18 protein-coding genes are annotated in these 18,556 nt (G+C 67.3%); 9 read left to right on the top strand and 9 right to left on the bottom strand.

All coding sequences use genetic code 11. The annotated features are described in order from the left end of the window. Positions 1–6: 6 nt before the first annotated feature. From uvrD to AC0Z6F_RS14835, 3 genes are all read left to right on the top strand, one after another. Entirely contained in the window at positions 7–2,199 is a 2,193-nt protein-coding gene (uvrD, locus tag AC0Z6F_RS14845) for a DNA helicase II (protein ID WP_485617540.1), read from the top strand. 98 nt (positions 2,200–2,297) lie between these two features. Beyond that, positions 2,298–2,624 (top strand): low molecular weight protein tyrosine phosphatase family protein, encoded by a 327-nt coding sequence (locus AC0Z6F_RS14840; RefSeq protein ID WP_485617538.1) that lies wholly within the window; start codon positions 2,298–2,300, stop codon positions 2,622–2,624. 178 nt (positions 2,625–2,802) lie between these two features. Further along, positions 2,803–3,357 (top strand): hypothetical protein, encoded by a 555-nt coding sequence (locus AC0Z6F_RS14835; protein WP_485617536.1) that lies wholly within the window; start codon positions 2,803–2,805, stop codon positions 3,355–3,357. Positions 3,358–3,441: 84 nt separating this feature from the next. Here the strand turns inward: AC0Z6F_RS14835 and AC0Z6F_RS14830 are convergent, their stop codons facing one another. Then, on the bottom strand, positions 3,442–3,588 hold the full coding sequence (locus tag AC0Z6F_RS14830; RefSeq protein ID WP_485617534.1) for a hypothetical protein: 147 nt from the start codon (positions 3,586–3,588) through the stop codon (positions 3,442–3,444). Between the two features lie 183 nt (positions 3,589–3,771). Here AC0Z6F_RS14830 and AC0Z6F_RS14825 point away from each other — a divergent pair, with 183 nt between their 5' ends. After that, positions 3,772–4,218, top strand: coding sequence for a universal stress protein (locus AC0Z6F_RS14825; protein WP_005411629.1), 447 nt, complete (start codon positions 3,772–3,774; stop codon positions 4,216–4,218). 134 nt (positions 4,219–4,352) lie between these two features. Here the strand turns inward: AC0Z6F_RS14825 and AC0Z6F_RS14820 are convergent, their stop codons facing one another. After that, positions 4,353–4,637 (bottom strand): DUF2782 domain-containing protein, encoded by a 285-nt coding sequence (locus AC0Z6F_RS14820; RefSeq protein ID WP_100435468.1) that lies wholly within the window; start codon positions 4,635–4,637, stop codon positions 4,353–4,355. Between the two features lie 98 nt (positions 4,638–4,735). Here AC0Z6F_RS14820 and polA point away from each other — a divergent pair, with 98 nt between their 5' ends. Both polA and AC0Z6F_RS14810 read left to right on the top strand, forming a co-directional pair. Beyond that, positions 4,736–7,510: a DNA polymerase I gene (gene polA / locus AC0Z6F_RS14815; RefSeq protein ID WP_012512490.1), complete on the top strand. Its 2,775-nt coding sequence runs from the start codon at positions 4,736–4,738 to the stop codon at positions 7,508–7,510. 330 nt (positions 7,511–7,840) lie between these two features. Beyond that, positions 7,841–8,320, top strand: coding sequence for a DUF421 domain-containing protein (locus AC0Z6F_RS14810; protein ID WP_012512489.1), 480 nt, complete (start codon positions 7,841–7,843; stop codon positions 8,318–8,320). Between the two features lie 60 nt (positions 8,321–8,380). Here AC0Z6F_RS14810 and AC0Z6F_RS14805 read toward each other — a convergent pair whose 3' ends face one another. The 7 genes from AC0Z6F_RS14805 to AC0Z6F_RS14775 all read right to left on the bottom strand — a co-directional run bounded on the left by AC0Z6F_RS14805 (position 8,381) and on the right by AC0Z6F_RS14775 (position 17,136). Next, positions 8,381–9,901, bottom strand: coding sequence for a hypothetical protein (locus AC0Z6F_RS14805; protein WP_485617531.1), 1,521 nt, complete (start codon positions 9,899–9,901; stop codon positions 8,381–8,383). A gap of 93 nt (positions 9,902–9,994) precedes the next feature. Further along, positions 9,995–10,891 (bottom strand): oxygen-dependent coproporphyrinogen oxidase, encoded by an 897-nt coding sequence (gene hemF, locus AC0Z6F_RS14800; RefSeq protein WP_485617529.1) that lies wholly within the window; start codon positions 10,889–10,891, stop codon positions 9,995–9,997. Positions 10,892–10,945: 54 nt separating this feature from the next. Further along, positions 10,946–12,562: a hypothetical protein gene (locus tag AC0Z6F_RS14795; protein WP_485617527.1), complete on the bottom strand. Its 1,617-nt coding sequence runs from the start codon at positions 12,560–12,562 to the stop codon at positions 10,946–10,948. A gap of 37 nt (positions 12,563–12,599) precedes the next feature. Next, positions 12,600–13,721 carry a hypothetical protein gene (locus AC0Z6F_RS14790; protein ID WP_197582033.1) on the bottom strand — a complete coding sequence of 374 codons (1,122 nt, stop codon included), beginning with the start codon at positions 13,719–13,721 and terminating at the stop codon, positions 12,600–12,602. 35 nt (positions 13,722–13,756) lie between these two features. Next, complete coding sequence (locus AC0Z6F_RS14785; protein WP_100435463.1) at positions 13,757–14,317, bottom strand: hypothetical protein; 561 nt, start codon at positions 14,315–14,317, stop codon at positions 13,757–13,759. A gap of 30 nt (positions 14,318–14,347) precedes the next feature. After that, entirely contained in the window at positions 14,348–14,767 is a 420-nt protein-coding gene (locus tag AC0Z6F_RS14780; protein ID WP_485617524.1) for an NUDIX hydrolase, read from the bottom strand. Continuing rightward, positions 14,764–17,136, bottom strand: coding sequence for a S9 family peptidase (locus AC0Z6F_RS14775; RefSeq protein ID WP_485617522.1), 2,373 nt, complete (start codon positions 17,134–17,136; stop codon positions 14,764–14,766). The genes AC0Z6F_RS14780 and AC0Z6F_RS14775 overlap by 4 nt, the downstream gene beginning before the upstream one ends. Positions 17,137–17,303: 167 nt before the next feature. Here AC0Z6F_RS14775 and AC0Z6F_RS14770 point away from each other — a divergent pair, with 167 nt between their 5' ends. From AC0Z6F_RS14770 to AC0Z6F_RS14760, 3 genes are read left to right on the top strand one after another with little or no spacing between them, the layout of a single operon-like run. Next, entirely contained in the window at positions 17,304–17,633 is a 330-nt protein-coding gene (locus AC0Z6F_RS14770; RefSeq protein WP_012512481.1) for a hypothetical protein, read from the top strand. A gap of 37 nt (positions 17,634–17,670) precedes the next feature. Continuing rightward, positions 17,671–18,324 carry an RNA polymerase sigma factor gene (locus AC0Z6F_RS14765; protein WP_485617520.1) on the top strand — a complete coding sequence of 218 codons (654 nt, stop codon included), beginning with the start codon at positions 17,671–17,673 and terminating at the stop codon, positions 18,322–18,324. Continuing rightward, positions 18,321–18,536, top strand: coding sequence for a hypothetical protein (locus tag AC0Z6F_RS14760; protein ID WP_012512479.1), 216 nt, complete (start codon positions 18,321–18,323; stop codon positions 18,534–18,536). Before AC0Z6F_RS14765 ends, AC0Z6F_RS14760 begins: the two co-directional genes overlap by 4 nt. The last annotated feature ends 20 nt before the right edge of the window (positions 18,537–18,556 follow it).

Genomic DNA, 18,556 nt, shown 5'->3' with positions numbered 1-18,556 from the left:
GGGGGCATGGATGTCTCCCACCTGCTTGATGGCCTGAACCCGGCCCAGCGCGAAGCCGTCTCCGCTCCCCCCGGCCACCACCTGGTGCTGGCCGGTGCCGGTTCCGGCAAGACCCGCGTACTCACCCACCGCATCGCCTGGCTGCATGAAGTCGATGGCGTGCCGACCCACGGCATTTTCGCGGTGACCTTCACCAACAAGGCGGCCGGCGAAATGCGCCACCGCATCGACGCACAGCTGCCCAATGGCAGCCGTGGCATGTGGATCGGCACCTTCCATGGCCTGGCCAACCGCCTGCTGCGCCTGCACTGGCAGGACGCGAAGCTGCCCGAAGGCTTCCAGGTCATGGATTCGGACGACCAGCTGCGGCTGGTCAAGCGCGTGGTGCAGGCGCTGGAACTGGATGACGGCAAGTACCCGGCCAAGCAGATCGCGTGGTGGATCAACGCGCAGAAGGACGAGGGCCGCCGCCCACAGCACATCCAGCCCGAACCGCACGACGCGTGGCTGGAAACCATGCGCCAGGCCTACATCGAGTACCAGGCACGCTGCGACCGCGCCGGCCTGGTCGACTTCGCCGAGCTGCTGCTGCGCGCGCATGAGCTGCTGCGCGACAACCCGGCGTTGCTGTCGCACTACCGCGCGCGCTTCCGCGAGATCCTGGTAGACGAGTTCCAGGACACCAATGCCATCCAGTACGCCTTCGTGCGCGTGCTGGCCGGCGATTCCGGCCACGTGTTCGTGGTCGGTGACGATGACCAGGCCATCTACGGCTGGCGCGGTGCCAAGGTCGAGAACGTGCAGGGCTTCCTGCGCGACTTCCCGGGCGCGCAGACCATCCGCCTCGAACAGAACTACCGCTCCACCGCCAACATCCTCGGTGCCGCCAACGCGGTGATCGCGCACAACCCGGATCGCATCGGCAAGGAACTGTGGACCGACAGCGGCGACGGCGAGCCGATCGACCTGTACGCGGCGTACAACGAGATGGACGAAGCGCGCTACATCGTCGAGCGTGCCCGCCAGTGGGTGCGCGATGGTGGCAGCTACACCGAAGTGGCCGTGCTCTACCGCAGCAACGCGCAGTCGCGCGCGCTGGAAGAAGCACTGCTGAGCGAGCAGGTGCCGTACCGCGTGTATGGCGGCATGCGCTTCTTCGAACGTGCCGAAATCAAGGACGCGCTGGCCTACCTGCGCCTGCTGTCCAACCGCAACGATGACGCCGCCTTCGAACGCGCGGTCAATACGCCGACGCGTGGCATCGGCGACCGCACGCTGGACGAAGTGCGCCGCGAGGCGCGCGCGCAGGGTGTTTCGCTGTGGGAAGCGACCATGCTGGTCACCCAGGGCAGCGCGCTGGCCGCACGTGCGCGCAATGCACTGGCCGGCTTCCTGGTGCTGGTCAACGAGCTGCAGGCGCAGACTCTGCACATGACCCTGGCCGAGCGCGTGGACCACGTGCTGGCGCGCTCGCAGCTGCGCGAGCACTGGAGCAAGGAAAGCCGCAACGCGCTCGATTCGGAATCGCGCACCGACAACCTCGACGAACTGGTCTCGGTGGCCTCTCGCTTCGTGCGCCGCGCCGACGACATCGAGGAAGTGGGCGAGGACATGGACGAGCTGGTCGCATTCCTGGCCTATGCCGCGCTGGAGGCTGGCGAGGGCCAGGCGCAGGCGGGCGAGGAAGGCGTGCAGCTGATGACCCTGCACTCGGCCAAGGGCCTGGAATTCCCGCTGGTGTTCCTGGCCGGCCTGGAAGAAGGCTTGTTCCCCAGCGCACGTTCGCTTGAGGAAAGCGGCCGGCTGGAAGAAGAGCGCCGCCTGGCCTACGTGGGCATCACCCGCGCACGCCAGAAACTGGTGCTGAGCTACGCCGAATCGCGCCGCATCCATGGCCAGGACAACTACAGCCTGCCGTCGCGCTTCCTGCGCGAGATTCCGCGCGAGCTGCTGCACGAAGTGCGCCCGAAGGTGCAGGTCTCGCGGCCGGCCTCGATGGGCGCGAGCCGGGTAATGGGCCATGCCTCGATCGAGGCGCCGCCGCTGAAGCTCGGCGCGCTGGTCACCCATCCCAAGTTCGGCGAAGGCATGGTGACCGACTACGAAGGCAACGGCGCCCACGCCCGCGTGCAGGTCGAGTTCGCCGATGCCGGCAGCAAGTGGCTGGTGATGGCGTATGCCAACCTGACGGTGATCTGATCAACGTCAGGGGTCGGATCCCTCCCACAGGGAGGGCTCTGACCCTGGTGCGGAAAAACGCTGCCGAGCATGGCTCGGCTCTACAAGGGCGAGTACTCATGACCCGCAACGTGCTCTTCCTCTGCAGCCAGAACCGCCTGCGCAGCCCCACGGCCGAGCAGGTATTCGCCGATTGGCCGGGCATCGAGACGGCCTCGGCCGGGCTGCTGGCTGACGCCGAAGAAGTGCTCAGCCCGGAGCTGCTGCAGTGGGCCGATCTGGTCTTCGTGATGGAAAAGGCGCACCGCAACCGTCTGTCCAGCCGCTACAAGGCATGGCTGAAGGGCAAGCGGGTGATCTGCCTGGATATCCCGGACGACTACGAGTACATGGACCCGGTGCTGGTGGAGCTGCTGAAGCGCAAGGTGACGCCGTTCCTGCGTTGACTGGCTGTTGTAGAGCCGAGCCCATGCTCGGCTGCTTCTGGCTGGAAGAACAGCCGAGCACGGCTATGCCGGTCGTCCTGACCGGCACCCTTCGGGCCGTCGCAGGCGACGTTGGCAGCGGCTCCTGCCGCTACCTTCGACTCTACAATGGGGCCTGACATCTTCCAGGAACGCCCCGATGACCGAACCCACGCTGCACGTCACCGTGAAGTTGAACGCCAAGCTGCAGCCGGAGCATCGCCACGAGCTGTTCGAGGATCCGCTCGATGCGTTGCTGCAGGCGGCCGAGGTCGGCGGGATCACCGGCGGTGGCACCGCGATGTCCGACGACGGCGAGGTCGAGTACGGCGACATCGAAGTGGCGCTGGTCGATGCGGCCGGCGTGCCGAAGCTGATCGACCTGCTGGAGCAGCTGGGCGCGCCGAAGGGTTCGCAACTGCAGGGTGCGGACGAGGCTGATCGAGGCTTCGGCGTGACCGAGGGCCTGGGCATCTACCTGGATGGCCTGACCCTGCCGGACGAGGTCTACGAGCAGTGCGATTCCAACCACGTGTTCGAGCAGTTGTCCGAGCGCATCGATGGCCTGGGCGAGATCTGCAGCTGGTGGCAGGGCCCGACCGAGACCGCGCTGTACATGTACGGCGAATCGTTCGAGGCGATGCGTGATGCGATTGCTGAATTCGTCGGCAGCTACCCGCTGTGCCAGAACGCACGCGTGGTGCAGATCGCCTGAGGGCAGAAAATGTAGAGCCGAGCCATGCGCGGCTGCTTCTGGCGGGAAAAGCAGCCGAGCATGGCTCGGCTCTACAGAAGAGCGTTATCGGCCGGCTGACTGCCGGGCGTTGTCACGCTGCGCCATGTCCTTGCCCAGATGATAGCCGCCGTAGAACAGCACGAAGGCGGCGATGAGGCTCCAAAGGATGATCCTGAGGGGGCTTCGTGGTGTCGGCTTGCTGTCCTGCATGGGCGTTCTCCCAGGGCGGCGCGGTGCCGCTGGTCAAGCATGCGCTGCGGTCAGGGGGTGTGCAAGCCGGCGGTGCGCACACGCCGCTGCGCCGCGCCGGATTGATCCTGCTCAAGGCGCGCCCTGCACATCCGGTGTGCAATGGTGTTGTTCCCATCTGGCAGACCGCCACGGAGCCCCACCATGTACAAGCGCATCCTGATTGCCACCGACGGGTCAGAGCTGGCCGACAAGGGCCTGGCCAAGGGCCTGGAGCTGGCCAAGGACCTCAATGCCGAGGTCGATATCGTGACTGTATCCGAGCCTTGGGCCGTCGGGATGTACGACGCCATGGGCTGGAGCGTGGGCTACATGAACAGCCCCGAATACAAGGCCGACCGTGAGGAAGGCGCGCAGAAGGTACTGCAGCCGGCGCTGGCCAAGGCTGCCGAGCAGGGCATCACCGCCAACCCTGTGCATGTGCTGGACCGCTACGCCGCCGACGGCATCATCGAGACAGCAGGGGAGCGCAACAGCGACCTGATCGTGATGACCTCGCATGGCCGTCGTGGCGTGACCCGCGTGCTGCTGGGCAGCCAGACTGCCGAAGTGCTGGCACGCAGCACCCTGCCGGTGCTGGTCATCCGCTGATTCAAGCGTTCCCGGGGAGGGGACCCGACGCCGGCCGCAGGATGCGTGCCGGCGTCATCTTTTGTGGGCCGTGGCGATTGCCTTGTTGGGGTCGGATCCCTTTCCGCAGGAAAGGGCTCTGACCCCCGATCACATCACCAGCTGTACAGCTTCCAGTACACCGGCGACACGCCGTCCTTGTCGTTGTCGAAACGGCCATCGCCGTTCTTGTCGTACATGTAGAACGGTGCGCCGCGCGACGGGGTCACCTTGACCATGCGCAGCTGGCCGGACACACGGTATTCCTCGATCGTGTCGCCGTTGTCCATGGTGCGCTTGGACACATCCGCGCCCTTGACGTCCACCGGGGGAGCGCCGGCGCCGCTCAGGCTGGCGCAGCCAGCGAGCAGGAGCACGGAAGCCAGCATCAGGGTCTTCATCGGCGGGGGCCTTTGCCTGGAAAGAGCCTTGATTATGCCCCATCGCCGGGGCTGTGCCGTGTCGTCGCAGTGCAGGCACGGGCGCGTAGAATCGACCCATGAGCAGATTAGTCCTGATCGACGGGTCCAGTTACCTGTACCGCGCGTTCCACGCGCTGCCGCCCCTGTCCAATGCACAGGGCGAACCCACCGGCGCGCTGTTCGGCGTGGTCAACATGCTGCGCTCGACCCTGAAGGAGCGCCCGGCCTACGTGGCGTTCGTGGTCGATGCGCCCGGCAAGACCTTCCGCGATGACCTGTACGAGCAGTACAAGGCCAACCGCCCGCCGATGCCGGACGAGCTGCGCAGCCAGGTTGAACCGATGTGCCGCATCGTCGAAGCGCTGGGCATCAGCATCCTGCGCATCCCTGGCGTGGAGGCCGATGATGTGATCGGCACGCTGGCCCTGCAGGGCGTGGCGCAGGACCTGAAGGTGACCATCTCCACCGGCGACAAGGACTTTGCCCAGCTGGTGCGCCCGGGCATCGAACTGGTCAACACCATGACCGGCAGCCGCATGGATTCCGATGCGGCGGTGATGGAGAAGTTCGGCGTGCGCGCCGACCAGATCATCGACCTGCTGGCGCTGATGGGCGACACCGTCGACAACGTGCCGGGCGTGGAGAAATGTGGGCCGAAGACCGCCGCCAAGTGGCTGGCCGAGTACCAGCACCTGGATGGGGTGATGGCGGCCGCGCCGACCATGAAGGGCAAGATCGGCGAAAACCTGCGCGCCGCGCTGGAGCGCCTGCCGCTGAACCGCGAGCTGGTGACCATCCGCACCGACGTGGAGCTGGAGGCCAGCCCGACCACGCTGGCCCTGCGCGAGCAGGACGTGCCGGAGCTGACCGAGCTGTATGCGCGCTATGGCTTCACCCAGGCGCTGAAGGAGCTGGGTGCACCGCTGCCGGCGCCGACGGCCGCCAGCGAAGCAACGCCGAGCCTGCGTGGCACCGCCGCCGGCTTCGCCCGTGGCAGCGCCGAGGCACCGGCTGCCGGCACGCTGGATCCGGCCCTGGCCGCGCCGGGTGAATACGAGACCGTGCTGACCGCCGAGCAGCTGCAGGCCTGGGTCGAGCGCCTGCAGCAGGCGGACCTGATCAGTTTCGATACCGAAACCGATGCGCTGGACGCGATGCGTGCGCGCCTGGTGGGCATCAGCCTGGCGGTAGAGCCGGGCAAGGCCGCCTATATTCCGGTCGGCCACGATTACCCGGGCGCGCCGCCGCAGCTGCCGATGCAGCAGGTGCTGGACGCACTGCGCCCGGTGTTGCAGGACCCGGCGAAGAAGAAGCTGGGCCAGCACGGCAAGTACGACCTGCACGTACTGCGCCGCCACGGCGTGGAGGTGCAGGGCTACCACGACGACACCATGCTCGAGAGCTTCGTGCTCAATTCCACCGCCACCCGCCACGACATGGATTCGCTGGCCCTGCGTTACCTGGGCTACAACACCATCAAGTTCGAGGACGTGGCCGGCAAGGGCGCCAAGCAGATTCCGTTCTCGCAGGTGGGCATCGACGAAGCCAGCCGCTACGCGGCCGAGGACGCCGACATCACCCTGCGCCTGCACCGCGCGCTGCAACCGCAGCTGCTGGCCGAGCCGGCGCTGGACAGCGTGTACCGCGACATCGAGATGCCGCTGGTGCCGGTGCTCACCAGCATCGAAGCCAATGGCGTGCGGATCGATACCGTCGAGCTGCGCCGGCAGAGCCAGGACCTGTCCTCGCGCATGCTGGCCGCGCAGCAGAAGGCCACCGAGCTGGCCGGCCGCAGCTTCAACCTGGATTCGCCCAAGCAGCTGCAGGCGGTGCTGTTCGATGAGCTGAAGCTGCCGGCGGTGGTGAAGACCCCGAAGGGCCAGCCCAGCACCAACGAAGAGGCACTGGAGGCGATTGCCGATCAGCACGAGCTGCCGCGGGTGATCCTGGAGTACCGCGGCCTGGCCAAGCTGCGCAGCACCTATACCGACAAGCTGCCGGAGATGGTCAACCCGGACACCGGCCGCGTGCATACCAGCTACCACCAGTCCGGCGCCGCCACCGGCCGCCTGTCCTCGTCGGACCCCAACCTGCAGAACATCCCGATCCGCACCGAGGATGGCCGCCGTATCCGACGCGCATTCATCGCCCCGGAGGGCTTCCAGCTGCTGGCGGCCGACTATTCGCAGATCGAGCTGCGGATCATGGCCCATCTGTCGGAAGATCCGGGCCTGGTGGGCGCCTTCGAGCAGGGCGCCGACGTCCACCGCGCCACCGCCGCCGAGGTGTTCGGGCGCACGCTGGAAGAGGTGACTCCGAACGAGCGCCGCGCGGCCAAGGCGATCAACTTCGGCCTGATGTACGGCATGAGCGCCTTCGGCCTGGCCCGCAACCTGGGCATCGACCGTGGCCAGGCGCAGGACTACGTGGCGCTGTACTTCAGCCGCTACCCGGGCGTGCGTGATTTCATGGAGCGGATGCGCCAGCAGGCCCGCGACCAGGGCTATGTGGAAACCCTGTTCGGCCGCCGCCTGTACCTGAACGACATTCATGCACGTAACCAGGGCCTGCGCGCCGGTGCCGAGCGCGCCGCGATCAACGCGCCGATGCAGGGCACCGCCGCCGACATCATCAAGCGTGCGATGGTGGACGTGGACCAGTGGCTGCGTGACAGCGGCGCGCCGGCACGGATGATCCTGCAGGTGCACGATGAACTGGTGTTCGAAACCGAAAGCAGTTTCGTCGAGGAGTTGCGTTTGCAGGTGGTCGAGCGCATGTCGCAAGCGGCCAAACTGCGGGTGCCGCTGGTGGTCGATACCGGCATCGGCAACAACTGGGACGAAGCACACTGAGGGTGTTTCAGGCCGAAAACGACGTGAATTCGTTCATTCGTCAGAGGTTTCTGACTCGATCATGAATGTTGCCCTGATGGAGGTTCATTAAATTGGGCCCCTTCACGAACCGTTAGTGTTCGGAGTGCTTCTATAACTCTCGACAGGCGCAACGCCTGTTGTGGATCTCTCCCATCCCCTGGAGCAGATCTCGGAACGGGGACTCCTCCCCAAGTGCCCGTTCCCCGGCCCCGTTGACCTCCCCCTGGTCAGCGGGGCTTTTTATTTGTGCCGTTGCCAGATGACGTGGCCTGCGCCACGCTGGGCCACCGCTCCGCAGGGGAACCCGCAATGCCCGATCTGTTCTCACTGGCGATGCCGTGGTGGGAGTTCATCCTGCGCGCGGTGGTGGTCTACGTCGTGGTGCTGGGCATGGTCCGGCTCAGCGGCAAGCGCCCGCTGGGGCAGATCACCCCGTTCGACGTACTGCTGGTGGTGCTGCTGGGCAATGCCGTGCAGAACGCACTGCTCGGCACCGATACCTCGCTGGGCGGTGGCTTGTTGCTGGCCGCGACCCTGATCCTGCTCAACTACGGCGTAGGCTGGGTGAGTACCCGCAGCCGTCGCATCGAGCGCCTGGTCGAGGGGGAACCGGTGGTGCTCGCGCGCGATGGGCGCCTGTTCGACGCCGTTCTGCGACGCGAGCAGGTCACCCGCGCCGATTTCGAGGCCGCGATGCGTCAGCAGGGCTGCCTGGGCGTGGAGGATGTCGAGCTGGCCCTGCTGGAGATCAACGGGCACATCACCATCATCCCCAGGAAGAGCACCTGACCCTGTAGAGCCGAGCCCATGCTCGGCTGCCTTGCGCCCAGCTCTACAGGTGCATGAGCCTCAGGGCGCGGCTTCGGCCTTCAGCGCCGGCCAGTTGCGGGTGGCGTCCACATCACAGGCCACATGCGTGCCCTTGCCATCCTTCGCGCAGAGTGCCGCCATGGCCTGCGGGATCTTCGGGTCGGCGGTGTGCGAATACACCGCTGCCAATGCCAGGCACCCTTCGCGGACACCGGCGCCGCACAGCGTCTCGAAATAGGGCAGCGACGCGGCCCATTTCTCGGCCTCGAACAGCGCTTCGCCGGCAACCTTGCAGCCGAGCAGCTTGCCATCGGCGCAGCAGGCCTTGGCACCATCCATGCGGCCCAGGGTCGGGCAATCCAGTGGCAGTGGAATTTCCACGAACGCCACCGGCGGCTTGCAGCTGGCAGTACCCGCCGCAGGCTTGCGCTCGTAATAGGCGAAGAGGCTGCCGCCATCGATGCCGACCAGGTTGCCGTTGTGCAGCGGCTGCAGCACGAAGTCGCTGCCGACATCGCGACGGACCAGAATCCGGCCGTCCTGCACGCTCGCGCGCAGGCGCTGGTCGAGGCCCTCCACTTCGATCAGGCCACCATCAATGAAGCGCAGCGGCGAGAGCACACCGTACTCGGCTTCATAGCTCCCACACGGCAGCGCAGTGGCCGGCACCGGAGCCAGTGAAGCGACCGGCGCAGCGGCCAGGCTGGCAAGCGCCTTGGCGCGGCCGCAGGCCACGCCGTCCGCGCGCTGCGCGCACGACAGCTGCAGCGCTTCGTGGGCCTGCAATAGGCGCCCGCCACTCCACAGCACCTCGGCAACGTCGGCGCAGAAGGTCTCGCCGTGCTGCTGCCGGCACAGTGTGGCCAGCTCATCGAGCTGCGCGGACGGCAACACGGGATCGACCGAATGCTGCAGCCCGAGCAGGGACTTGCCGATCATCTCCAGCCCGACCACCTCGGCGATCGCCCTGCAGCCCTCGGCGTTGAAGGACGCGGAATCCTCCTTGCAGATCTCCGGCTTCGGCGGCTCGGCCCGTGCAGGCGCCGGGGCAGCGTCCTTGGCCTGCTGCTGGTAGGTCTCCAACAGCTGGGAGCAGGCCGCGCCCACGCCCTCGGCACACCAGGCGTGCAGCTTCACCGGTGCGGCCTCCGGCAGCGCCTCCAGGCACTCTGAGGTGTTCATCACGCAACCATCTTCGATAGGCTCGGGCATCGTCTTGCAGGCGGCGGCGTGCTCACGGGTGAACTCGCGATAGGGCGTGTTGATCGTGCGGTCGTTGTCCGAGAAGAACCAGTTTTCCAGGCGTCCCGTGGACAGGTTGCCGGTGCCGAGCACGTCTTCCTGGCGGGCGATGCGCAGCTCCTCGGTGGCCTGGTAGGGGCCGGACAGGAAGGCGTGGCCTTCGCTCTCGATGGTCAGCGTGATATTGCCGCCGCTGTCCTTGTAGGTGCCGCAGGCCATCGACTGCGCGGCAGCCGGCAGACTGGCCGAGGCCAGCGCGAGCAACAGCAGGGAGCGCCAGCCCGCAGTGCGGGGACGGAGGGGAACAGCAGTAGGCATGACGTCATCCTTGAAGAAGAAAAACACAACCCGTCCGGTACAGGACGGACCAGGCAGGAGAAAGCACCACGCCTCAGGCGTGGCACGCGAAGATCAGAGCCAGTCGCGCGGCACCAGGTAATCGGCCAGGCGTGCCTCGGCGCTGCCCGCTTCCGGGGTGAAGCCGTACTCCCAGCGCACCCGCGGCGGCAGGCTCATCAGGATGCTTTCGCTGCGGCCACCACTCTGCAGGCCAAACAGGGTGCCGCGGTCGTAGACCAGGTTGAATTCCACATAGCGGCCGCGTCGGTACAGCTGGAACTCTCGCTCGCGCTCGCCGTAGGCGGTGTCCTTGCGCTGCTGCACGATCGGCAGGTACGCATCAAGGAAGCCATCGCCGACCGCGCGCAGATAGTCGAAATCGCGTTCGAAATCGCCGTGCAGGTCGTCGAAGAACAGGCCGCCGACGCCGCGCGTTTCATTACGGTGGCGCAGGAAGAAGTACTCGTCGCACCAGCGTTTGTGCGCGGCATAGCGTTCGTCACCGAATGGCGCACTCAGATCGCGCGCGACCCGGTGCCAGTGCTGCACATCCTCGTCGAACGGATAGAACGGAGTCAGATCGAAGCCACCGCCGAACCAGCTGGCCACCACTTCGCCGTCGCGCTGTGCCTGGAAGAAGCGCACGTTGGCATGGGTGGTCGGCACGTAGGGGTTCAGCGGGTGGAACACCAGCGACACGCCGGTGGCGCGCCAGGAGGCGCCAGCCAGTTCCGGACGATTGGCCGAGGCCGACGGCGGCAGGCGGCTGCCGGCCACGTCGGAGAAGCCGATGCCGGCCTGTTCGAACACCGCACCGTCGCGCAGCACGCGGGTGCGCCCGCCACCGCCCTCGGCACGCTGCCACAGGTCTTCCTGGAAGCGGGCCTGGCCATCGGCGGCCTCGATCGCCGCACAGATGCGGTCCTGCAGGTCGGTGAGGTAGGCGCGCACGCGCTCGAATTCGTTCATGGCGCGTACTTTACCGCAGGGCCTGCCCGAAGCTGCGGACAGGCCCTGGCCGGCTCAGCGCTTGCGGTTGGAATTGCGCGGCGCCGGAGTGTCGTCCTCGGCTGCCTCGTCAACCGCCTTCTGCAGAGCACCACCCAGCGTGATCAGCTCCCAGTTCTGGGTGCCGAGCACGTCGCAGGCCACATGCAGGCCACTACGGTCGGCCTTGCACAGCTGCTCCAGGGTTGCCCGTGCGTCCAGTTCCGCGCCGTTGCCCTGCGCGGTCACCAGGTTCTCGCACCCTTCGCGCACGCCGGCGCGGCAGACCGTGGTGTAGTGCTCGGCAGCCTGCAGCCAGTTCCCGGACAGCGCAAGGCGGTTGCCGAGAATGTTGCAGCCCTGCAGCTTGCCCTGCGCGCAGCAGGCTTCGGCACCGCCCTCGTTGGCCAGCGCCAGCGGGCAATCCTGTGGCAGTGGCAGCACCTTGAACTGCTTCGGTGCACTGCACCGGGTCGGACCCTCGCCGGTGGGGACGAACACCTGGAAGCGGGTCCAGTTATCCAGGCCCAGCAACTGGCCGCCGGGCAGCGGGCGCAGCACGAAGTCGCCGTCCCGGTCGTGGTGGATGCGGATGTCGCCCTTTTCGACACGTGCGCGAAGATGGCTGCTCCAGCCAACGCCAACCAGGCCGGCATCGCCGAAGTCCAGCGTGTCCATCAGGCCGCCGTCGGACCGGTAATTGCCGCAGGGCAGGACCGTTGCCGGTTGCGGCTGCAACGATGCGCCCACCGCCTGCAACGCCGGCAGGCGCTCGCAGGTGGCGGTGTCATTGCCGGGGGTGCAGGCCGCGGCCAGGGCCTGCACCGCCTGCTGGGGATCTCCCGCGTCCCAGGACAGCTCAGCCACGCGGGTGCAGAAGCCGCCGTGCGGTACCTCGCGGCATAGCTGCAACAACTGTTGCCGCCGCTCAGCCGGAATGATCACCGGCACGGTCGGCGCGGTCATCGTCACCATGGCTTCGGTCATGGCGGCCGTCATCGCGGCCTTGACCAGCTGCTCCTGCACTGCAGGGTTGGCCTCGAGTGCGGCGGCACACGCCGGGGTTCCCTGTTCGAAGCCACCGTTGTCACAGGCAGCGGGGAGTCTGATGCCGGACAAGGCGGCGTCGAGCGCTGCCTTTGCCAGGGCGGGATCGGCCTCGACCGTGGGTTTAGCCTCCTCGTGCCAACGATCAGCCAGTTGCAGGCACATGCCGGGCACGCCTTCCCGGCACCCTGCTTCCAGCGCGGTCGGGGTCGCTTCGCGACGGTTGTCCAGGCACGCGGCCGCATCGGCCAGGCAGCTGCCATCAGCCGGCGTGGCGGCTGCGGCGCACTGTGCTGGCGCCTGCAGGAGGTAGACCGTGCCATCCACCTCGACCGTGCGGCCACGATCGCGCACCTGCAGCGCGCTGGGCAGGCCGTACTCCAGGTTCACCAGCTGCAGCTTTCCGTCGATCTGCTGGAACGCGACCGGAGACGGCGCACTGCCGAAGTGCTTCTGCTCGCCGCGGTTGGGTGAGCTGATGCGCAGCGTGCTGCTGCCTTCATCGGCCTTGAACAGGCCGCATTGCGGCGATTGTGCGGCAGCCATCGGCGCGGCCAGCAGCAACGCCCAGGCCAGCCAGCGGCGGCGCGGTGCGGGTGAATGCATGTCGTCTCCTTGACGATCGAACGGGAAGCTCCTGGCGCTACGGCGAACCCTGGCCCTCGCGCGGGGGCGTGCATTGTGCCGTGCCGGGCACGAGCTGGTAACGCTGGTAGGCCGTCTGGTTGTCCATGCCGAGCAGGTCGCCATTGCCGAGCTGGCGCAGCACAAGGGTTTCGCCGTTCTGCTGCAGCTGGACGGCGCCTTCGTGCAGGCGGGCACGCGCGCCATCACCGAAGTCGAGCATGTCGATCACCCCACCGTCGGCCTGATAGCGGCCGCACGGCACCCGCTGCAACGGCACCAGGCGCAGGCCGGTGCCGAGTTCACGCAGCGGTGCGGTACGTTCGCAGGCAGTAACGCGTCCCGCATCGCAGACCACCTGCAGGGCCTGCACTGCCAACGCAGGTTCCAGCGCGTTCAATTGCTGCGCGGCCACTTCCACGCAGAAGCGGCCATTGCGGTGCTGCAGGCACCGCTGCTGCAGCTGATCGCGAGCAGCGGCCTGAAGCGGCGAACCCAGCGTGTCTTCGTCTTCCTGCTGCAGGCGTTGATTCACCCGCTGCATGGCGGCAGCCAATGCATCATTCGTCAGCGCCTCGCAGGCCTGCGGGTCATGCCCGGGCGTGTGTTCGCGGCAGGCAGGCGGGCGTTCAAAGCCCGTGGCACCGACGTCGTCGGTGGCCTTTGCTGGGCTGCCATCCCGCAGTTGTCGCAGCAGCGCCGAGCAGCCCGCGCCAACGCCTTCGTCGCACGCGCGCTGGATCTGGCCGGGCGAAGCCGCGGGCAGCTGCGCAATGCAGTGGCTGCCGGCGGCGCGGCAGCTGCCGGCAATCGCGGCGGGTTCGCTGGCGCAGTCCCGGGACTGGCGCAACGTGTAGACCACCACAACCTCGTCTTCGATGCGCTGCCCATCGGCACTGATCCGGACCGGCAGCGCCACGCCATCGTCGAGCATGACCAGGCGGGTCTGCGCCGCACTGCGATCGACCCACAGCGGCTCCGGCTCGCTGCCGTCGTCGTGGCGGTAGCCGGTGCTGGGTGATGTGAACACCAGCGCCATGCCGCCGTCGGTGCTGCGGTACTCGCCACAGCGCAGCGCATCGGCGGCGGCAGGCAGCGCGGCGAACAGCAGCAGCGCGGGGAGAAGGGTCAGCAAGCGCATGCGACGGTCCTTGTCGAGCAGAGGAGGGGAGGGGCTCAGTGGAAGCGCGAGCGGATGTCTGCTCGCAGCAGGCGCCAGGCCAGCCAGCCCTGCAGGCCGAGGAACAGGATTGAGGTGCCGACCACGGTCAACGTGATCAGCCAGCGCTTCACCTGCAGTTCCTGCACCAGCCCCGGTTCATCGGTCAGAAACGGGATGAGGTCGCGCATGAACACGTCCAGCCACCCGGCGATCGCGAAGTTGGTCAATGCGCTCAGCAGCAGTATCGCCACGAAGCTCCACAGGCCCCAGCGACGCTCGCGCAGCAGTCCCCAGCTGGCCAGGGTCGAGGCCAGGCACAGCAGTGCGGCGATCATCGACGCGCCCACCGGGTGCGCCAGCAGCCAGGTCAGGCTGTGCACCTGTTGGTGCTGCGCTTCATTGGCCAGCAGTTGCCAGAGCGGGAGATTGTGCAGCGGCCAGAGCAGCAGGCCCTGCAGCACGAAGTAGACCGTCAGCAGCAGTGACAGCCAGAACGAAGCCTGTCCGATCGGGCGCACCCAGGCGTAATAGGCTGGAGCGGCAGGCGAGGGAAGCGGCGGGATCGGCACTGACATCCGGTGTCCTTGCAGTCGTCACCCGCGCGATCAGCGGGCCGTCACCCGGGTGGCGACGGCCGGCAGGATATGGTGTTCGCTCAACGGTGCCAAGGGCTGGCCATGCGGCGGCTGCAGTGGCACCCAGGCCAGTTCGGCGATCTCGGCACATGCCTGTGGCGTGCCGTCCACCCGCACCCACCAGGCCTGTGCCTGCACGCGATGGCCGGGTTCGTTCACCGCCCAATCCTCGAAGGTGCCCAGCGCAATGGCGGTTTCGGCGCACGGCTGCACACCGAGTTCTTCGTCCAGTTCGCGGGCCAGCGCCTGCAGCGGCGCTTCGCCGGGTTCGGGCTTGCCGCCCGGTTGGATGAAGCGGCTGGCGCCGTGCTTGCGTACCACCAGCGCCCGGCCGCGGTCATCCAGGATGACCGCGGCCACGATGTGGATCGTGGCCGCGGCGTTGCTCACTTCAGGTTCTGCTCGAACAGCTTGAGGATGCGCTTGTACTGGTCCAGCCAGGAATCGGCGCGCACATAGCCGTGGCGCTCCAGCGGGTACGGTGCGATCGACCAGTTGTCCTTGTGCAGTTCGATCAGGCGCTGGGTCAGGTTCACCGAGTCCTGGAAGAACACGTTGTCATCCATCATGCCGTGGGCGATCAGCAGGTTGTCCTGCAGGTTCTGCGCGTATTCGATCGGCGAGGACACGCGGTACGCCTCCGGATCGATGTCCGGGGTATTGAGGATGTTGCTGGTATAGCCGTGGTTGTACTGGTGCCAGTCCACCACCGGGCGCAGCGCGGCGCCGGCCTTGAACGTGCCCGGCGAGCGGAACAGGGCCATGAAGGTCATGAAGCCGCCGTAGGAACCACCGTAGATGCCGGCATGGTCGCGGTCACCCTGCTGGGTGTCGACCAGCCAGTCCAGGCCGTCCTTGTAGTCTTCCAGTTCCGGGTGGCCCATGTTGCGGTAGATCGCCGTACGCCAGTCGCGGCCGTAGCCCTCGCTGCCGCGGTAATCCATGTCCAGCACGATGTAGCCCTTCTGCACCAGCAGGTTGTGGAACATCTGCTCGCGGAAGTAGGCCGGGTAGCGCTGGTGCACGTTCTGCAGGTAGCCGGCGCCGTGCACGAACATCACGATCGGGTACTTCTTCCCCGGTTCCTTGTTTTCGGGCTCGTAGTACTTGGCCCAGACCACGCCGGCGCCATGCTTGGACGGCACCGCCACCAGCTTCGGCTGGATCCACTGGCGCGCCTTGAACTCGGCAGTGCGGGTGTCGGTCAGCACGCGGGCCTGGCCTGCGCCGGTGCTCGGTACCACGGCCAGCTGCGCCGGCAGATAGGCGCCGGAGTAGCGCACCAGCAGCTGCTGGCCGTCCGGCGACAGCGAGAAGTCTTCCACGCCGTTGAGGCTGGTCAGCTCGCGCACCTGGCGGCTGCCGGTGTCGACCGCGCAGACTTCGTAGTCATGCGGCGCCTGCTGGTTGCACAGGAAGTAGAAACCCTTGCCGTCGGCCGACAGCACCGGCGCCGAGGTTTCCCACTTGCCGCTGGTCAGCGCCTGCGGCTTGCCCGTACCGGACTGGGTGTACAGGTGCGAGAAGCCCGATTCCTCCGACAGCAGCCACAGCGTGCGGCCATCGGCCATCCAGCCGAAATCATTGAAGCCCCAGTTGATCCAGGCGTTGTCGGTCAGGCGATGGCGGTTCTGCACGCGGCCGTCGGCGGCGTTGACGCTGATGATCCAGCGGTCCTTGTTGTCGTTGGCACGCAGCATCACCGCGGCCTGCTGGCCATCGGGGCTCCAGCGGATGCCACCGCCCATGAAGTCGCTCATCACCTGCAGGCTGCGCTCGCCCTTCAGCGCGTCCTTGCCGGCCTTGCGGCGCAGCTCGGCCAGCGGATCGGTGCTGATGCCCGGCAGGCCGGCCAGCGAGACTTTCTCGGCCTTGCCGGTGCGCACGTCCACGTACCACAGCGTGTGCGGCTCGAAGCCGTTACGGCCGACGCGGGTGCGGGTGTCTTCGGTTTCCTCGTAGCCCGACTCGGTCACGTACAGCGGCATCTTGCCGCCACGGCCGTCATCGAAGTCCTTCGGCTTGGTCACCACGACCAGGTGGGTCAGGTCAGGCGACAGCACGCTGTCGGCGATCTCCACGTCGGCGCCCAGGTACACCGGGCCCGGCGCGCGGGTCGGGTCAGCCTGGCGCCAGCGCTGGTCCTGGTCCTTCAGTGCTTCGCGCTGGTCACGGTCGCGGCGAAGGGTTTCCAGCGTGCGCAGCTGCTGGTCGCGCAGCACGTCGGCCTTCGGCGGCGTACGTGGGTCCTTTTCGGCCTTCAGGCTGGCCACCTGCTGCACGCCGCTGGCGGCGGTCCAGTGGAACCAGTTCTGGCCGACGCGCCAGATCACGCCATTGTCGGCGGCGAAGTTCACGTTGCCCGCGCGCTCGTTGCTGCGGGTCAGCTGCGTCAGCGCGCCGCTGCGCAGGTCGCGCACGAACACGTCGCCATTGCGGACGAAGGCGCTGCGGCTGCGGCTGCGGTCGTAGACCGGCTCGGCCACGTCCAGGGTGCCGCGCTGGTCATCGGCCACCTGTGCGGCCACGCCACCCGCCACCGGCTGGCGGAAGGTATCGCGCACCGGGCTGCCGCTGCGCTTGAGCTGGTATTCCACCTGCTGGCTGTTCCACGACCACCAGGCCTTCTCGACCGGCGGACCGATCCAGTCCGGGTCGGCCATGGCCTGTTCGATGGTGATCGGCGTCGGCGCGGCATGCGCAGCCGGTGCGGCCAGCACGGCCGACAGCAGGAGGGACAGGGGCAGCACTCGGGACATGGGCGGACAGCACCAGTAGAGGAAACCGGGCAAGGGTAGCAGCCGCCCGGGCCGGGGGAGGGGGCCACAGGTCATGGCAGCGGGATTGGCAAAGTGGTGCAACCGGTTGCCGGGCTTGCGCATCCATTCTCCTGAACCCGCATCATCCACCGAACAGGAGCCCGACCATGCAGGAACTGATCCCGATCACCCTCTTCATCTGCATCGCCTACGCGATCCACGCCATTGCCGATGCCCGCGCCCGCAGCAAACTGGTCGCTCCCCATGTGCCGGAGGAAGTGATCCGCTCGCTGGCCATGCTGGAGGAAGAGCGCCGCCGCCAAGGCGCATTGCGCTGGGGCATCAGCCTGGTCTGCCTGGCGCTGGCCATGGCCCTGCTGGAAGCCATCGGTGCCCGTGACCTGACCTTCGGTGCCGCTGCCGCAATGGTGGGCAGTGCCGGCCTCGGCCAGCTGCTGGCCTGGCACTTCACCCGTCCCGTCGCGCGCAAGGGCTGAGCCAGGACATGCCACGGGCACAGGGGGCGCCCCGCACATGAGCCTGCTTGGCGACGCACTGTCGGCATTGAGGGGTCGTGACCGGCAGGACACAGCAGCGGCCGCACCGGCTGTTGAACCGCTGGATGCGGACCAGGCCCTGGTACGGGCCATCATCGATGGCTCGCAGGCGGCGTTTTCGCAGCTGGTCGAGACCCACCAGCGCACCTGCGCGCATGTGATCGGGCGCATGGTCGGCGACCGCGACCAGGTGGCCGACCTGCTGCAGGAGACCTTCCTGGCCGTGTTCCGCCAGCTGCACCGGTTTCGCTTTGAATCCTCGCTGCGCACCTGGGTTTCCCGGGTGGCCTACACCTCCGCGCTGCAGCACCTGCGCCGGCGGCGGCTGGAGGCGCAATGGATGGTGGCGGTGGAGGTGCCGGAGGAACTGGGGATCGGCGATGAAGGCCCGGGGCCGGCCGAATTCAGCGAGGCGCTGCAGGCCGGCCGCCATCTTGGCATCGCGCTGGAGCGGTTGAGTGCACCGCAACGATTGATTGTCGGCCTGCACTATCTGGAGGACTTCGACCTGGCCGAGATCGAGCAGGTGACCGGGCTGGCACGCGGTACCATCAAGAGCCACCTGCACCGCGCGCGCCAGGTCCTGAAGCAGGAACTGACGCGGCATGCCGCCGCCGGAGAATTGCTGTGAGCCCATCGACTGACCCTCGCGATGCGGAAGAACGCGCGCTGGCGCAGGCGTTGCGTGAGCAGACGCAACAGGAAGAAACGCCGGATGTGAGCGAGGCGCTGCAGAAGCGCATTGCCGCAGAGTCGCGTGACAGTGGCGTGGGCTATGTGGTGGTGCAGGTGGTGTTGCTGGGGGCGTTGGTGGCGGCGGCTGTCTGGTATTTCTGGGTCTAGGAAAGCACTGACGCCTGCAC

The sequence above is a fragment of the Stenotrophomonas sp. 1L-E-5-B-C3 genome, assembly GCF_057292075.1.
The sequence above is the reverse complement of the archived record's forward strand: the minus strand, read 5'-3'. Positions and strand labels throughout refer to the sequence as shown.

Bases quoted from the DNA above. Each gene is read 5' to 3' on its own strand.
- uvrD (WP_485617540.1), top strand. From the start codon at position 7: ATGGATGTCTCCCACCTGCTTGATGGCCTGAACCCGGCCCAGCGCGAA.
- AC0Z6F_RS14840 (WP_485617538.1), top strand. From the start codon at position 2,298: ATGACCCGCAACGTGCTCTTCCTCTGCAGCCAGAACCGCCTGCGCAGC.
- AC0Z6F_RS14835 (WP_485617536.1), top strand. From the start codon at position 2,803: ATGACCGAACCCACGCTGCACGTCACCGTGAAGTTGAACGCCAAGCTG.
- AC0Z6F_RS14830 (WP_485617534.1), bottom strand. From the start codon at position 3,588: ATGCAGGACAGCAAGCCGACACCACGAAGCCCCCTCAGGATCATCCTT.
- AC0Z6F_RS14825 (WP_005411629.1), top strand. From the start codon at position 3,772: ATGTACAAGCGCATCCTGATTGCCACCGACGGGTCAGAGCTGGCCGAC.
- AC0Z6F_RS14820 (WP_100435468.1), bottom strand. From the start codon at position 4,637: ATGAAGACCCTGATGCTGGCTTCCGTGCTCCTGCTCGCTGGCTGCGCC.
- polA (WP_012512490.1), top strand. From the start codon at position 4,736: ATGAGCAGATTAGTCCTGATCGACGGGTCCAGTTACCTGTACCGCGCG.
- AC0Z6F_RS14810 (WP_012512489.1), top strand. From the start codon at position 7,841: ATGCCCGATCTGTTCTCACTGGCGATGCCGTGGTGGGAGTTCATCCTG.
- AC0Z6F_RS14805 (WP_485617531.1), bottom strand. From the start codon at position 9,901: ATGCCTACTGCTGTTCCCCTCCGTCCCCGCACTGCGGGCTGGCGCTCC.
- hemF (WP_485617529.1), bottom strand. From the start codon at position 10,891: ATGAACGAATTCGAGCGCGTGCGCGCCTACCTCACCGACCTGCAGGAC.
- AC0Z6F_RS14795 (WP_485617527.1), bottom strand. From the start codon at position 12,562: ATGCATTCACCCGCACCGCGCCGCCGCTGGCTGGCCTGGGCGTTGCTG.
- AC0Z6F_RS14790 (WP_197582033.1), bottom strand. From the start codon at position 13,721: ATGCGCTTGCTGACCCTTCTCCCCGCGCTGCTGCTGTTCGCCGCGCTG.
- AC0Z6F_RS14785 (WP_100435463.1), bottom strand. From the start codon at position 14,317: ATGTCAGTGCCGATCCCGCCGCTTCCCTCGCCTGCCGCTCCAGCCTAT.
- AC0Z6F_RS14775 (WP_485617522.1), bottom strand. From the start codon at position 17,136: ATGTCCCGAGTGCTGCCCCTGTCCCTCCTGCTGTCGGCCGTGCTGGCC.
- AC0Z6F_RS14770 (WP_012512481.1), top strand. From the start codon at position 17,304: ATGCAGGAACTGATCCCGATCACCCTCTTCATCTGCATCGCCTACGCG.
- AC0Z6F_RS14765 (WP_485617520.1), top strand. From the start codon at position 17,671: ATGAGCCTGCTTGGCGACGCACTGTCGGCATTGAGGGGTCGTGACCGG.